Source organism: Burkholderia sp. LAS2 (genome assembly GCF_018417615.1).
In the GTDB taxonomy this organism is placed as follows: domain Bacteria; phylum Pseudomonadota; class Gammaproteobacteria; order Burkholderiales; family Burkholderiaceae; genus Burkholderia; species Burkholderia sola.
In genome coordinates this window covers 2,664,466-2,679,997 of record NZ_CP071052.1, presented here as the reverse complement: position 1 = coordinate 2,679,997, position 15,532 = coordinate 2,664,466, and the positions used below count along the sequence as shown (strand labels likewise).

Annotated in this window: 12 protein-coding genes; 5 read left to right on the top strand and 7 right to left on the bottom strand. The window is 68.3% G+C overall.

Annotated features, from left to right (window positions below; translation table 11 throughout):
• Positions 1–37 precede the first annotated feature (37 nt).
• Entirely contained in the window at positions 38–304 is a 267-nt protein-coding gene (locus JYG37_RS12350) for a DUF2866 domain-containing protein (protein WP_050012917.1), read from the top strand.
• 212 nt (positions 305–516) lie between these two features.
• Here the strand turns inward: JYG37_RS12350 and JYG37_RS12345 are convergent, their stop codons facing one another.
• Positions 517–2,448, bottom strand: a complete 1,932-nt coding sequence (locus JYG37_RS12345; protein ID WP_124593998.1) for an ATP-binding cassette domain-containing protein — start codon at positions 2,446–2,448, stop codon at positions 517–519.
• 136 nt (positions 2,449–2,584) lie between these two features.
• Here JYG37_RS12345 and JYG37_RS12340 point away from each other — a divergent pair, with 136 nt between their 5' ends.
• Positions 2,585–3,064 (top strand): glutathione peroxidase, encoded by a 480-nt coding sequence (locus JYG37_RS12340; protein WP_050012915.1) that lies wholly within the window; start codon positions 2,585–2,587, stop codon positions 3,062–3,064.
• Positions 3,065–3,127: 63 nt separating this feature from the next.
• Here the strand turns inward: JYG37_RS12340 and cls are convergent, their stop codons facing one another.
• From cls to dapC, 6 genes are all read right to left on the bottom strand, one after another.
• Positions 3,128–4,567 carry a cardiolipin synthase gene (gene cls, locus JYG37_RS12335; RefSeq protein WP_089488570.1) on the bottom strand — a complete coding sequence of 480 codons (1,440 nt, stop codon included), beginning with the start codon at positions 4,565–4,567 and terminating at the stop codon, positions 3,128–3,130.
• Positions 4,568–4,697: 130 nt separating this feature from the next.
• A complete protein-coding gene (gene prmB, locus JYG37_RS12330) occupies positions 4,698–5,606 on the bottom strand; it encodes a 50S ribosomal protein L3 N(5)-glutamine methyltransferase (RefSeq protein WP_050012913.1) in 909 nt (302 codons plus the stop codon).
• An 11-nt stretch (positions 5,607–5,617) separates the two neighbouring features.
• The gene (dapE, locus tag JYG37_RS12325; RefSeq protein WP_050012912.1) at positions 5,618–6,757 is read right to left on the bottom strand and encodes a succinyl-diaminopimelate desuccinylase; all 1,140 of its coding nucleotides are present in this window, start codon (positions 6,755–6,757) and stop codon (positions 5,618–5,620) included.
• A gap of 123 nt (positions 6,758–6,880) precedes the next feature.
• Complete coding sequence (locus tag JYG37_RS12320; RefSeq protein WP_050012911.1) at positions 6,881–7,249, bottom strand: ArsC family reductase; 369 nt, start codon at positions 7,247–7,249, stop codon at positions 6,881–6,883.
• Entirely contained in the window at positions 7,249–8,076 is an 828-nt protein-coding gene (dapD, locus tag JYG37_RS12315; RefSeq protein WP_050012910.1) for a 2,3,4,5-tetrahydropyridine-2,6-dicarboxylate N-succinyltransferase, read from the bottom strand. The genes JYG37_RS12320 and dapD overlap by 1 nt, the downstream gene beginning before the upstream one ends.
• Positions 8,077–8,121: 45 nt before the next feature.
• Positions 8,122–9,369: a succinyldiaminopimelate transaminase gene (dapC, locus tag JYG37_RS12310; protein ID WP_213346099.1), complete on the bottom strand. Its 1,248-nt coding sequence runs from the start codon at positions 9,367–9,369 to the stop codon at positions 8,122–8,124.
• Between the two features lie 158 nt (positions 9,370–9,527).
• Here dapC and JYG37_RS12305 point away from each other — a divergent pair, with 158 nt between their 5' ends.
• From JYG37_RS12305 to JYG37_RS12295, 3 genes are all read left to right on the top strand, one after another.
• Positions 9,528–10,469, top strand: a complete 942-nt coding sequence (locus JYG37_RS12305; protein ID WP_124630809.1) for a DMT family transporter — start codon at positions 9,528–9,530, stop codon at positions 10,467–10,469.
• Positions 10,470–10,608: 139 nt separating this feature from the next.
• Positions 10,609–14,121, top strand: a complete 3,513-nt coding sequence (gene smc, locus JYG37_RS12300) for a chromosome segregation protein SMC (RefSeq protein WP_089488569.1) — start codon at positions 10,609–10,611, stop codon at positions 14,119–14,121.
• Between the two features lie 85 nt (positions 14,122–14,206).
• Entirely contained in the window at positions 14,207–15,493 is a 1,287-nt protein-coding gene (locus JYG37_RS12295; RefSeq protein WP_213345440.1) for a cell division protein ZipA C-terminal FtsZ-binding domain-containing protein, read from the top strand.
• The last annotated feature ends 39 nt before the right edge of the window (positions 15,494–15,532 follow it).

Below are 15,532 nucleotides of genomic sequence, written 5' to 3'. Positions count from 1 at the left end.
TGCCGGATTGTCGAACCGCGCAATGCGAAGGGAACCTATGTTGAAATCCTATGGGGAAGCGCCTGGCGGACGCCTTTACAACCTGCGCGGCTGCCGCGTGTCGGAGCCGATTCGCCAGCCGTGGGGCGGCGGATGCCGGATCGTCGAGTGGATCGACGAAGAAGGGCGTCTGGCGCGCAAGGTCGTGTCCGAGGATGTGACCGAAGCGGAAGTCGCCGCGGCGATCCGCCGGCCAACCGAAGGGCGCCGGTACCTGATGGACGACGACGAGCAGATGCCGCGCGATACGCTGCCGCGCCGCTGAGCGGATGGTGCGGCGGGCATACGGGCGCCAGCCGACGCAACCGCGTCGAACGCAGCAATGACAACGAGGCCGGGCCAGGGCGCCCGGCCTTGTCGTTTCCGGGCCGGCCCGGGGCGCGGCCCGGCGGATTCATGGGGTGTCGACGCCCCGGCGCCCCGCCGCGCTATGCCGCCGCCGACACGCTCGTCGCCTGCCGGCGCCGATGGCCGCGTTCAGCCGATCTGCTCGAGTTCTTCCTGCACGGCGAGCCAGTCGGCCTCGACCGTCTCGAGCCGGGTCGTGACTTCACCGAGCGTGCGGATCGCGTCGGTCAGTTCCGTCTTGCGCGCGGCCTCGTAGCTCGCCGGATCGGCGACGAACGCGTCGAGGCGCGCCTTCTCCGCGTGCAGTGCTTCCATTTCCTTTTCGAGCTTCGTGATGCGGTTCTGCAGCGGTTTCTTCAGCTGCGACAGCCGCTGGCGTTCCTCGGCCGCCTGGCGCTTCTGGTCCTTGCGGTTGACGCCCGGATCGGCGCCTGCGGCGGCCGCGCTGTCGGCCTTCGCGGCCGCGCGTTGCTCGGCCGCATGCTGCAGCAGCCAGTCGCGGTAGTCGTCGAGGTCGCCGTCGAACGGCTGCAGCCGATGCTTCGCGACCAGCATGAACTGGTCGGTCGTCGCGCGCAGCAGGTGACGATCGTGCGACACGAGGATCAGCGTGCCTTCGAACTGCGCGAGCGCCATCGTCAGCGCGTGGCGCGTTTCGAGGTCGAGGTGGTTCGTCGGTTCGTCGAGCAGCAGCAGGTTCGGCTTCTGCCAGATGATCAGCGCCAGCGCGAGGCGCGCTTTTTCGCCGCCCGAGAACGGCCCGACCGGGCTGGTCGCCATGTCGCCCGAGAAATTGAAGCCGCCGAGGAAGTCGCGCAATTCCTGCTCGCGCGTGTCGGGCGCGAGCCGCGCCAGATGCGCGAGCGGCGAATCGTCTTCGCGCAGCGTTTCGAGTTGGTGCTGCGCGAAATAACCGATCGTCAGCCCCTTGCCGTCGCGGACCTGCCCGGACAGCGGCGCGAGCGTGCCGGCCAGCGTCTTGATCAGCGTCGACTTGCCCTGGCCGTTCGCGCCGAGCAGGCCGATGCGCTGGCCGTTCTGGATCGACAGCGCGACGCGCTCGACGATCGGGATATCCGTTCCGTCGTCGGCATGGTAGCCGCAGCGGACGTCTTCCATCACCATCATCGGGTTCGGCGCGGCATCGGGCGTGCGGAATTCGAACGTGAACGGCGACGCGATGTGCGCGGGCGCGATCAGCTCCATCTTCTCGAGCGCCTTCATCCGACTTTGCGCCTGCTTGGCCTTGGTCGCCTTGGCCTTGAAGCGGTCGACGAAGCTCTGCAGGTGCTCGATCGTCTTCTGCTGCTTTTCGTACGCGCTTTGCTGCAGCGCCAGCTGTTGCGCGCGCAGCACTTCGAACTGCGAGTAGTTGCCGCCGTAGCGCTTCACCTGGCGGTTTTCCAGATGCAGCGTGACGTTGCAGATCGAATCGAGGAATTCGCGGTCGTGCGAAATCACGACGAGCGTGCCGGGGTAGCGGTGCAGCCAGTCTTCGAGCCACACGATCGCGTCGAGGTCGAGGTGGTTCGTCGGTTCGTCGAGCAGCAGCAGGTCGGAGCGGCACATCAGCGCCTGCGCGAGGTTCAGGCGCATGCGCCAGCCGCCGGAGAAGCTCGCGACGGATTCGCGCGTTTGCGCGAGCGTGAAGCCGAGGCCGAGCAGCAGCGCTTCGGCGCGGGCCGGCGCGGTGTAGCCGTCGGCGTCGGCGAACGCCGCGTGCGCGTCGCCTTCGGCGGCGCCGTCATGCGCGGCCGACGCGGCGGCGATGCGGGCCTCGATCTCGCGCAGCGCGGTATCGCCGTCGAGCGTGTAGTCGAGCGCGGAACGATCGACCGCGGGCGTTTCCTGCGACACGTGGGCGATCCGCCACGACGGCGGCATCGAGAAATCGCCTCCGTCGGAATGCAGCTCGCCGCGCAGGACGGAAAACAGCGTCGACTTGCCGGCGCCGTTCGCGCCGATCAGGCCGGCTTTCTCGCCGGGATTGAGCACGAACGAGGTCGACTCGAACAGCGGCTTGGTGCCGCGCGCAAGGCTGAACTGATTGAAACGGATCACGGCGGAAATGACTGGCCAAAACCGCTATTCTAGACCGCGCGCCGGTTGCGCCGGGCATCGGCCGTTCGGCGGATGCCGCAACGGCGCGATTTCGCCTAGACTCCACGTCGATCCGGTTTCGTAAAAGGAGTGCCCGATGTCCACCCTGTATTCGTTCAACGCGGAGACGCTGGCCGGTGCGCCGGTGTCGCTCGACGCGTATCGCGGCAAGGTGCTGCTGATCGTCAATACCGCGAGCGAGTGCGGTTTCACGCCGCAATACGCGGGGCTGCAGAAGCTGTACGACCAGTACGCGGCGCGCGGCTTCTTCGTACTCGGCTTCCCGTGCAACCAGTTCGGCAAGCAGGAGCCGGGCGACGCCGAGCAGATCGGTGCGTTCTGCGAACGCAACTACGGCGTCACGTTCCCGATGTTCGCGAAGATCGACGTGAAGGGCGACCACGCGCATCCGCTGTATCGCTACCTGACCGACGAGGCGCCCGGCATTCTCGGCCTCAAGGCGATCAAGTGGAATTTCACGAAATTCCTGATCGATCGCGAAGGGCGCATCGTCAAGCGCTACGCGCCGTCCACCAAGCCCGACGAAATCGCCGCGGACATCGACAAGCTGCTGTGACGGCGCAGCGCCGCGTGCGCGGCGCCGGTGCGGATCGTGCGGGGGCGGCGGTCGTCGCGGCCGTTACAGGATCGGTGCGAACAGCCGCGCGACGTGCATCGCGATGCGCCGCCAGGCGGGCGACTGCCGGTATTCGTCCGCGTCGACCTCGTACGCCTGAGCGAAGTCGGCGTCGAGCATCGTTTCGACCTCGTCGGCGAAGGCCGGGTCGACGGTCAGCACCATGACCTCGAAATTGAGGCGGAACGAACGGTTGTCGAGATTCGCGCTGCCGATTGCTGCCGCGATGCGGTCGATCAGCACGACCTTCTGGTGCAGGAAACCGGGCCGGTAGCGGAACACTTTCACGCCCGCATCGACGAGGTCGCGCGCGTAAAGCTTCGACGCCTCGAACACGACGTAGTGATCGCGCCGGCTCGGGATCAGGATGCGCACGTCGACGCCGCGCATCACGGCGAGCTTCAGCGCGGACACCACGGCTTCGTCGGGAACGAGGTACGGCGTGGTGATCCACACCCGCTCGCGGGCGGCATTGATCGATTCGGCGAAGAACAGCGAGCCGGTTTCCTGCTTGTCGGCGGGCCCCATCGGCACCGCGAGGCAATGCATGCCGTCGCCGGGCTGCGCGGGCGGCGGCAGCGCGATCGGCGGCAGCTTCTGCGTCGCCCAGTGCCAGTCTTCGGCGAACACGTACTGGATGCTCGCCACCACGGGGCCGCGTATCTCGATGTGGGTGTCGCGCCACGGCGACAGGCGCGGATTCGCGCCGAGATATTCGACGCCGACGTTGTGGCCGCCGACGAACGCGCAATTGCCGTCGACGACGACGATCTTGCGATGGTTGCGGAAGTTCAACTGGAAGCGGTTGACGAATTTCCGGTTGGTCGCGAACGGATGGACCTCGACGCCGCCGCGGCGCAATGCGTCGACGTAGCTGTGCGGCAGGTCGAAGCAGCCGATGCTGTCGTACAGCACGCAGCAGCGTACGCCGGCGGCCACGCGCGCGAGCAGCGAGTCGCGCAGCATCCGGCCGAGCGCATCGTCGCGCACGATGAAGAACTGGACGAGCACGTAGTCGCGCGCGGCGTCGATCGCCGACAGGATGGCCGAGAACGTCGCGTCGCCGTTGACGAGCGTGCGCACCGAATTGCCGCCGAGGAACGGCATGCCGCCGAGCCGCGTGAGCGCGAGCACGGCAGCCTGCCCCAGCGCGTCGGCGGCCGGCCCGTCGGTTGCGTCGGTCGCGCGCCACGGCGAACGCGGTGTGTGCGTGCGCAACATTTCGAGTTCGTGGCGCCGGGCGTCGACGTAGCCGGAGAATTTGCTGCGGCCGAGGAACAGGTAGGGAACGAGCGTCAGGTACGGCATGGCCGTGAGCGAGACGGCCCACGCGATCGCGCCTTGCGACGTGCGCGTGTTCATGATTGCATGGCATGCCGCGACGATCCCGAGCACGTGGATGGTCAGGATCAGGGTGCCGAGATGTAGCCAGTCGAGGGTCATGGGCGCTTGAAGGACTCCCGCGGGACGCCCGAGGGGACTCCCGAAGTCGTGCGGCCGGGCGGCCGCCTACGCGCATCTTACCCAACCGTGCGGCGCAATGGTGCGCCGCACGGCGGGCCCGGCGGAACGCTCAGCCCTTGCGGGGCAGGTCCGACGCCTGGATCAGGAACACGGCGTCGTCGCCCGCGCTGGTGGGCAGCCACGTGAGCTCGAGGCCGCCGAACGCCGCTTCGACGTGCTCGCGCTCGTTGCCGATCTCGACGACGAGCACGCCGTCGTCATGCAGCCAGCGGTGCGCGTCGGCGACGATGCGTCGCACGATGTCCATCCCGTCGTCGCCGCCGGCGAGCGCCATCTCCGGCTCGTGCCGGTATTCGGGCGGCAGCGCGGCCATCGACGCGGCGTTCACGTACGGCGGGTTCGTCAGGATCACGTCGTAGCGCGAGTCGGGATCGGTTCGGAACGCGGGCAGCGGGGCGTAAAGGTCGCCGCGGTGCAGCCCGATGCGGTCTTCGAGGCCGTAGTCGCGCACGTTGATTTCCGCGACTTCGAGCGCCTTGTCCGACAGGTCGACCGCGTCGATCTCGGCGTTCGGGAACGCGCTCGCCGCGAGGATCGCGAGGCAGCCGGAGCCGGTGCACAGTTCGAGCACCGCGCCGACCTGCTCGGGATCGGCGACATATGGCTGCAGTCCGTCGTCGAGCAATTCGCCGATGAACGAGCGCGGCACGATCACGCGTTCGTCGACGTAGAAACGGTGGCCATGCATCCACGCTTCATGCGTGAGGTACGCGGCCGGCACGCGGTCGGCCGCACGTCGTTCGATCACCGCGAGCACGGCCGCGATTTCGTCGGGCAAGAGGCGCGCGTCGAGGAACGGCTCGAGCGTGTCGAGCGGCAGGTCGAGCGTATGCAGCACGAGGTAGGCCGCTTCGTCGTACGCGTTGTCGGAACCGTGGCCGAACGCGAGCTTTGCTTTCGAGAAGCGCGTGACCGCGTAGCGCAGCAGGTCGCGAACTGTGGCAAAAGGTGTCGTCATGCGAGGCTCCGTCAGGCGATCAGTTGTTCGAGCACGCGTCGGTACACGTTCTTCAGCGGGTCGACGAAGCGCACTTCGATGTGCTCGTCGATCTTGTGGATGCTGCCGTTCGGCGGGCCGAATTCGATCACCTGCGGGCAGATACGCGCGATGAAGCGGCCGTCCGACGTGCCGCCCGTCGTCGATAGCTCGGTCGTGATGCCGGTCTCGGTGCGAATTGCGTTTTCCAGCGCGCCCGACAGTTCGCCGCGCGGCGTGAGGAACGGCAGGCCGCTCACCGACCACTTCAGCGTGTATTCGAGGCCATGCTTGTCGAGGATCGCATGCACGCGGGCCTGCAGGCCTTCGACGGTGCTCGCGGTCGAGAAGCGGAAGTTGAACATCAGGTCGGCGTGGCCGGGGATCACGTTGGTCGCACCGGTGCCGGCGTGCAGGTTCGACACCTGCCAGGTGGTCGGCGGGAAGTATTCGTTGCCTTCGTCCCATTGCTCGGCGGCGAGCTCGGCGAGCGCCGGCGCGAGCAGGTGGATCGGGTTCTTCGCGAGGTGCGGATACGCGATGTGGCCCTGCACGCCCTTGACGACCAGTTCGCCGGACATCGACCCGCGGCGGCCGTTCTTGACGACGTCGCCGAGCTCGGCGCTCGACGTCGGCTCGCCGACGATGCAGTAGTCGAGCCTCTCGCCGCGTGCCTGCAGCAGTTCGACGACCTTCACGGTGCCGTCGGTGGCCGGGCCTTCCTCGTCGCTCGTGATCAGGAACGCGATCGCGCCGCGGTGGTCGGGATGGGCCGCGACGAATTCCTCGGACGCGACGACGAACGCCGCGAGCGACGTCTTCATGTCGGCCGCGCCGCGGCCGTACAGCTTGCCGTCGCGATGGGCGGGAATGAACGGCGGCGACGTCCACTGTTCGAGCGGGCCGGTCGGCACGACGTCGGTGTGGCCCGCGAACGCGAGCAGCTTGCCGTCGCGGCCGCCGGTGCCGCGCTTGACAGCCCACAGGTTGGTCACGCCGTGCGACGCGATGGTCTCGCATTCGAAGCCGAGCGCGGCGAGGCGCTCGGTCATGATCTGCTGGCAGTGCTGGTCGTCGGGCGTCACGGACGCGCGGGCGATCAGCTGTTCGGTAAGGGCTAGGGTGGCGGACATGGTTCGGACCACTTTCGATAAAAAATGCCGGCGCGGCGGCCGGCAGCGACAGGGCGTCGGGCCAGCGCAAGCCCGTTATTAGCGTGAACAGGCCCTACGCCCGCAGGCGCGGCGCGGGCGGCCTTATGCGGCAAACAGCGCCGCGTATTGATCGGCCACGAACCCGAGCGATTTCACGCGGCCGTTGACGACGAGCACGGGACGCTTGATGACCGATGGCTTGTGGATCATCAGCGCGACCGCGCCGGTCTTCGTTTCGGCGGCCGCCTTCATCCCGTCGTCCAGGCCGCGCCACGTGGTGCCGCGCTTGTTCACGAGCGCGTCGAGCGACACGTCCTTCAGCCAGTCTTCGATCAGCGGCGCGCTGACGCCGAGCTTCTTGAAATCGTGGAACTCGAACTCGACGCCGTGATCGTCGAGCCACACGCGGGCCTTCTTCACGGTGTCGCAGTTCGGAATGCCGTAGACGACCACGGTGTGCGGCTTCGCCATCAGTCGCCTCGCAGCAGCTCGTTCAGGCCGACCTTCGCACGCGTCTTCGCGTCGACCTTCTTGACGATCACCGCGCAGTACAGGCTGTGCGAGCCGTCCTTCGACGGCAGGTTGCCGGCGACGACGACCGAGCCGGCCGGGATGCGGCCGTAGCTGACTTCGCCCGTCTCGCGGTCGTAGATCTTGGTGCTCTGGCCGAGGTACACGCCCATCGAGATCACCGAGTTCTCCTCGACGATCACGCCTTCGACGACTTCCGAGCGCGCGCCAATGAAGCAGTTGTCTTCGATGATGACCGGGTTCGCCTGCAGCGGCTCGAGCACGCCGCCGATGCCGACGCCGCCCGACAGGTGCACGTTCTTGCCGATCTGCGCGCACGAACCGACCGTCGCCCACGTGTCGACCATCGTGCCTTCGTCGACGTACGCGCCGATGTTGGTGTACGACGGCATCAGCACGACGTTCTTCGCGATGAACGAGCCGCGGCGCGCGATGGCCGGCGGCACGACGCGGAAGCCGCCCGCGGCGAAGTCTTCGGCCGTGTAGTTCGCGAACTTCGACGGCACCTTGTCGTAGAACTGCGAGTAGCCGCCGGCCGGCATCGGCGCGTTGTCCTCCAGGCGGAACGACAGCAGCACGGCCTTCTTCAGCCACTGGTGGACCGTCCAGTGGCCGTCGATTTTCTCGGCGACGCGCAGCGCACCCTTGTCGAGTTGCTCGATCGCGTGAGCGACGGCCTCGCGGACGTCGGCGGGCGCGGCCTTCGGCGACAGCTCGGCGCGGTTTTCCCAGGCGGTGTCGATGATTTGCTGAAGTTGTTGCGACATGTTCGTTTTCGCAGGAGATGGATGGAATTGATCGGGATGGACGTCTTACCGCGCGAGAGCGCGGCAGAAATCGACGATGCGTTGCGCGCCCTCGACGCATTCGGGGGTGCCCGCGACGAGCGCGATCCGGATGAAATCGCGGCCCGGATTCGTGCCGTGCGCGTCACGCGCCAGGTACGAGCCGGGCAGAACCGTCACATTATAGTCGGCGTACAGGCGGCGGGCGAACTCGGTGTCCGACAGCCCGGTGCGCGACACGTTGGCCCACAGGTAGAACGCCGCGTCGGGCAGCTTCACGTCGATCACGTCGGCGAGCATCGGCGTGACCGTATTGAACTTCTGCACGTACAGCGCGCGGTTCTCGCGCACGTGCGCCTCGTCGTTCCACGCGGCGATGCTCGCGTGCTGCCAGACCGGCGACAGCGCGGCGCCGTGATACGTGCGGTACAGCAGGAATTTCTTGAGCAGCGCGGCGTCGCCGGCGACGAAGCCCGAGCGCATGCCCGGCACGTTCGAGCGCTTCGACAGGCTCGACAGCATCACGAGTCGTTCGAAGCCGCGGCCGAGGCGGTGCGCGGCTTCAAGACCGCCGAGGGGCGGCGCCGCTTCGTCGAAATAGATTTCCGAATAGCACTCGTCGGACGCGATCACGAAGCCGTGGCGGTCGGACAGCGCGAACAGCTCGCGCCAGTCGTCGAGCGTCAGCACGGCGCCGGTCGGGTTGCCCGGCGAGCACACGTACAGCAGCTGCGTGCGCGCCCACACTTCCTCGGGCACGGCCGCGTAGTCGCACGCGAAGTTGCGGGCCGGGTCGCTGTTCGCGAAATAGGGTTCGGCACCGGCCAGCAGCGCCGCGCCTTCGTAAATTTGATAGAAGGGATTCGGACAGAGTACGATCGCCTTCTTGCCGTCCGCGCGCGGCCGCGCGTCGATCACGGTCTGCGCGAGCGAGAACAGCGCCTCGCGCGAACCCGACACCGGCAGCACCTGCGTGGCCGCATCGATCGCCGGCAGTCCGTAGCGGCGTTCGAGCCAGCGCGCGATCGACGTGCGCAGCGCATCCGAGCCGGCGGTGGCCGGGTACGACGCGAGGCCGTCGAGCGCGGCCACCACGGCGTCGCGGATCAGCGCCGGCGTCGCGTGTTTGGGCTCGCCGATGCCGAAGCTGATCGGTTTCAGGTTGCCGGAAGGCGTACCGGCACCGGGCGTCACGTCCTTGAACAGGGCGCGCAGCTTTTCGAAGGGATAGGGCTGGAGCGAGTCGAGTCGAGGGTTCACGGGCGAAGCGGCCATCGCGGCCGGTTGGAGCGAAAGAAGCGGCGGGCGCGCCGCGCGGCTGCGAACGGGCGCCGGGGCGCGCGGTTCGCAACGGACGATTATAGCGTGACGGAATGCGGTCACGGCCTGCCGGAACGGCGGCCGGGGCGGTCGAATAAAGGGTATCGAACCAAATGAACAACGCGGTACGCGGCAGCCTGCCGACGCTGGCCATCCTGATTGGCGCGTCGGTATGGGGCCTGATCTGGTATCCGCTGCGGATCCTCGCGTCGCTCGGCGTGACGGGCACGCTGGCCAGCGCGCTGACGAGCCTCGTTGCGTTCCTGTTCGTGATCGTCGCGCGGCACCGCACGATCGCGACGCTGCGCTGGCACTGGGTGCTGCCGGGCATCGCGGTGACGGCCGGCGTGACGAATCTCGGGTTCGTCTGGGGCACGATCCACGGCGAGGTGCTGCGCGTGATGCTGCTGTTCTACCTGACGCCGGCCTGGACCGCGATCTACGCGCATTTCCTGCTGCGCGAACGGCTGACCTGGGCCGGCGCCGGGCTCGCGGCGCTGTCGATCGGCGGCGCGATGCTGATGCTGTGGTCGCCGGCGCTCGGCTTGCCGCTGCCGGCCAACCCGGCCGAATGGGCCGGCCTCGCGGCCGGGCTCAGCTTCGCGATGAGCAACGTGCTGGTGATCAAGGCGAGCCGCGAGCTGCCCGACATGCGCGCGGAGATGCGCACCGCGACGCTGTTCGGCGGCGCGGCCGTGTTCGGCGCGATCGCGTCGCTGTTCGAAGGGCTGCCGGCCGCGCCGGCGAGCGGCCAGCTGGGCGTGGCCGCGCTGATCATCGCCGCGATCGGCGTGACGATGGCGTCGAACAACCTGCTGGTCCAGTACGGCCTCGCGCGCGTGCCGGCGAACCGCGCGTCGATCATCATGCTGTTCGAGATCGTGATCACCGCGCTGTCCGCGTGGGTGTTCGCGAACGAGCTGCCGAGCGCGCGCGAGTGGGCGGGCGGCGCGTGCATCGTGCTGGCGACGCTGCTGTCGAGCCGGGTCCATCGCGCCGCGCCGGCACCGGACAAACCCGGCGACGGGCGGGACGGCTCACGCGCGATGGTATGATGGAAGCCGTTTGCGGGGCCCAACGCTGGATGCGCGCGGCCCCGTTTTTGAATTCCGGGGCGTGTGGCGCGCAGGGGCTCTCCGGCCCCGCGCCGTGCGGCCCCGTCCGTTTCACACCTTCTTCACATCCGATACCGCCGTGCGTCTGAGCTCGATCAAACTCGCTGGCTTCAAATCCTTCGTCGATCCCACGCATTTCCAGGTTCCGGGCCAGCTTGTCGGCGTGGTCGGCCCGAACGGATGCGGCAAGTCCAACATCATCGATGCCGTGCGCTGGGTGCTCGGCGAGTCGCGCGCGTCCGAGCTGCGCGGCGAATCGATGCAGGACGTGATCTTCAACGGTTCGACCGCCCGCAAGCCCGGCAGCCGGGCCAGCGTCGAACTGATCTTCGACAACTCCGACGGCCGCGCGGCCGGGCAGTGGGGCCAGTACGGCGAAATCGCCGTGAAGCGCGTGCTGACGCGCGACGGCACGTCGAGCTACTACATCAACAACCTGCCGGCGCGCCGCCGCGACATCCAGGACATCTTCCTCGGCACCGGCCTCGGGCCGCGTGCGTACGCGATCATCGGGCAGGGCATGATCGCGCGGATCATCGAGGCGAAGCCGGAAGAGCTGCGCGTGTTCCTCGAGGAAGCCGCCGGCGTGTCGAAGTACAAGGAACGCCGTCGCGAAACCGAGAACCGCCTGCACGACACGCGCGAGAACCTGACGCGCGTCGAGGACATCGTCCGCGAACTCGGCGCGAACCTCGAAAAGCTCGAGGCGCAGGCGGTGGTCGCGACCAAGTACAAGGAACTCGTCGCCGACGGCGAGGAGAAGCAGCGCCTGCTGTGGCTGCTGCGCAAGAACGAGGCCGCGGGCGAGCAGCAGAAGCAGCAGCGTGCGATCGAACAGGCGCAGATCGACCTCGAGGCGCAGACGGCGAAGCTGCGCGAAGTCGAGGCGCAGCTCGAGACGCTGCGCGTCGCGCACTACTCGGCGAGCGACGCGATGCAGGGCGCGCAGGGCGCGCTCTACGAGGCGAACGCCGAGGTGAGCCGCCTCGAAGCCGAGATCAAGTTCATCGTCGAATCGCGCAATCGCGTGCAGGCGCAGATCGCCGCGCTGAACGCGCAGCGCGAGCAGTGGCGCGCGCAGGCCGAGAAGTCGCAGGACGAGCTCGAGGAAGCCGAAGAGGCGCGCGCGATGGCCGACGAGAAGGCCGCGCTCGCCGAAGACAACGCGGCCGCGAAGCACGATGCGCTGCCGGCGCTCGAAGCGAAGTGGCGCGACGCGCAGGCGCAGCTCAACGATGAGCGCGCGCGGATCGCGCAGACCGAGCAGTCGCTGAAGCTCGAAGCCGCGCACCAGCGCAACGCCGACCAGCAGCTCCAGCAGCTTCAGCAGCGCAACGAGCGCCTGAAGAGCGAAGCGGGCGGGCTCGACGCGCCGGACGAGACGCAGCTCGAAGAACTGCGCATGCAGTTGGCCGAGCAGGAAGAGATTCTCGCGGAAGCGCAGGCGCGTCTTGCCGACGCGCAGGAAACGGTGCCGCGTCTCGACGGCGAACGCCGCGCCGCGCAGGAGCGCGTGCAGGCCGAAGCCGCGCAGATCCACCAGCTCGAAGCGCGCCTCGCCGCGCTGAAACAGCTGCAGGACAACGTGCAGACCGAAGGCAAGATCCAGCCGTGGCTCGACAAGCACGAGCTCGGCGCGTTGCCGCGTCTGTGGAAGAAGCTGCACGTCGAGGCCGGCTGGGAAGCGGCGCTCGAGGCCGTGCTGCGTGAGCGCCTTGCCGCGCTCGAAGTGTCGAATCTCGACTGGGTGAAGGCATTCGCGACCGATGCGCCGCCCGCGAAGCTCGCGTTCTACGCGCCGCCCGCGGCCGGCGAACCGCCCGCTGCCGTGGCCGGGCTGAGTCCGGTGCTGTCGCTGGTGCGCATCGACGACGCGGGCATCCGCGCGGTGCTGAACGACTGGCTCGGCAACGTGTACGTGGCCGACGACGTCGCGCAGGCGCTCGCGACGCGCGCGCAACTGCCGGCGGGTGGCGCGTTCGTCGTCAAGGCCGGCCATATCGTCACGCGGGTCGGCGTGCAGCTGTACGCGGCCGATTCGGAGCAGGCCGGGATGCTGGCCCGTCAGCAGGAAATCGAAAACCTGACGCGCCAGGTGCGCGCGCAGGCGCTGCTCGCCGACGAGGCGCGCACGGCCGCTGTGCGGGCGGAAGCCGCGCACACGCAGGCCACGCAGGCGCTCGGCGACGTGCGCGCGCAGGCCGAACGCGCGACGCAGCGCGTGCATGCGCTGCAGATGGATGTGCTGAAGCTCGCGCAGGCGCACGAACGCTATACGCAGCGCAGCACGCAGATCCGCGAGGAACTCGAGGAAATCGGCGCGCAGATCGAGGAGCAGCGTGCCTTGCGCGCGGAGTCGGAAGCGAATTTCGAGCGCTTCGACGGCGAGCTCGCGGAACTGCAGGCGCGCTTCGAGGACAACCAGCTCGCGTTCGAGTCGCTCGACGAATCGCTGACGCAGGCGCGTCAGGAAGCGCGCGACCTGGAGCGCGGCGCGAACGATGCGCGCTTCGCCGCACGCAACGCGGTGACGCGGATCGACGAGCTCAAGCGCACGATCCAGGTCGCGCACGAGCAGAGCGAGCGCGTCGCCGCGTCGCTCGAAGACGCGCGCGCCGAACTCGAGACGATCAACGAGCAGACCGCGCACACGGGCCTGCAGGACGCGCTCGAGATTCGCGCGGTGAAGGAAGAAGCGCTGCAGGCCGCGCGGATCGAGCTCGACGATCTCACCGCAAAGCTGCGTGCGTCGGACGAGCAGCGGCTCGTGGCCGAACGTTCGCTGCAGCCGCTGCGCGACCGCATCACCGAGCTGCAGCTGAAGGAGCAGGCCGCGCGCCTGTCCGTCGAGCAGTTCGCCGAGCAGCTCGCGACCGCCGAGGTCGACGAGGTCGCGCTGGCCGCGAAGCTGACGCCGGATCTCAAGCCGTCGTACCTGCAGGGCGAAGTCACGCGCCTGAACAACGCGATCAACGCGCTCGGCCCCGTGAACATGGCCGCGCTCGACGAGCTGAAGGCCGCGAGCGAGCGCAAGGTGTTCCTCGACGCGCAATCGGCCGACCTGATCGACGCGATCACGACGCTCGAGGACGCGATCCACAAGATCGACCAGGAAACCCGCACGCTGCTGCAGGGCACCTTCGACGAGGTCAATCGTCATTTCAGCGATCTGTTCCCGCGCCTGTTCGGCGGCGGCCAGGCGAAGCTGATCATGACGGGCGACGAGATTCTCGACGCCGGCGTGCAGGTGATGGCGCAGCCGCCCGGCAAGAAGAACGCGACGATTCACCTGCTGTCGGGCGGCGAGAAAGCGCTGACCGCGACCGCGCTGGTGTTCGCGATGTTCCAGCTGAACCCGGCGCCGTTCTGTCTGCTCGACGAGGTCGACGCGCCGCTGGACGACGCGAACACCGAGCGTTTCGCGAATCTGGTCCGCGCGATGTCCGACAAGACGCAGTTCCTGTTCATCTCGCACAACAAGATCGCGATGGAAATGGCGCAGCAGCTGATCGGCGTGACGATGCAGGAGCAGGGCGTGTCGCGGATCGTCGCGGTGGACATGGAAACCGCCGCGGGTTTTGCCCAGAATTGACGTTTGACGAAACCGGACCGCGTTCGCGCGGCGCATGGGCGCCCGTTCGCGGTCCCGACGAAAAAGAATTGCTGATGGAGCGTGCATGGACGAGTTGACACTCGGTTTGATCGGCGCGGGCGCCGTCGTGGTAGGCGGCGTCGTGGTCTACAACGCATGGCAGGGCGCGAAAGTGCGGCGCAGGATGCCGCGCCCGATGCCGGAGGAAGCAGCCGAGGCGATGAACCGCCCCGAGCGTGACGAAGAGTTGCCGTTCATCGAACCGGTGCGTCAGCCGGTGCGCCGCGAGCCTGCGGCACCTGTCGCGGCCGCTGCTGCTGCGACCGAAGCGGCGCGTGTCGAGCCGACGTTCGGCGGGGCCGCCGGCGGCGCGGCGCCGGCCGATACGCCGGCCGACCTGCAGGCCGAGGCGACGGGGGCCGATACGTCGTCCGAATCGAGCGAACCGGCTGTCGGCGAAGCAGCCGTGCCCGCCGCCGCGCACGAAGCGGCGGCCGAACCGGCCGGCCCAACCGAACCGGTGATGCCGGCCGCGACGACGGTCTCGTCGGCGCCGCCGGCGATCGTCGATCGCCGGATCGACTGCATCGTGCCGATCCGCCTCACCGGGCCGCTGCCGGGCGACAAGATCCTACCGGTCGCGCAGCGGCTGCGCCGCGCGGGCAGCAAGCCAGTGCACATCGAAGGCAAGCCGGAAGGCGGCCAGTGGGAGCTGTTGCAGAACGGCGTGCGCTACGATGAGCTGCGCGCGGCCGCGCAGCTCGCGAACCGCAGCGGCGCGCTGAACGAGCTCGAATTCTCCGAGTTCGTGACGGGCGTCCAGCAGTTCGCCGACGCGATCGACGGCGCGCCGGAATTCCCCGACATGATGGAAACGGTCGCGATGGCGCGCGAGCTCGACGCGTTTGCCGCGCAGTGCGACGCGCAACTGTCGATCAACGTGATGTCGGACGGCGCGCCGTGGTCCGCGAACTACGTGCAGGCGGTCGCGTCGCAGGACGGGCTGCTGCTGTCGCGCGACGGCACGCGCTTCGTGAAGCTCGACGCGAAGCAGAATCCGGTGTTCATGCTGCAGTTCGGCGATACGAACTTCCTGCGCGACGACCTGACGTACAAGGGCGGCAACATGATCACGCTGGTGCTCGACGTGCCGGTGGCCGAAGAGGACATCCTGCCGTTCCGGCTGATGTGCGATTACGCGAAGTCGCTGTCCGAGCGGATCGGCGCACGCGTCGTCGACGATTCGCACCGGCCGCTGCCGGAGTCGACGCTGCTCGCGATCGAGCAGCAGCTGATGAAGCTGTACGCGAAGCTCGAGGAAGCCGGCATCCCGGCCGGTTCGCCAGTCACGCGCCGCCTGTTCAGCCAGTAACGCGATCGCGCGGACGGCGCGCGTGGGTGCCGTCGTCCG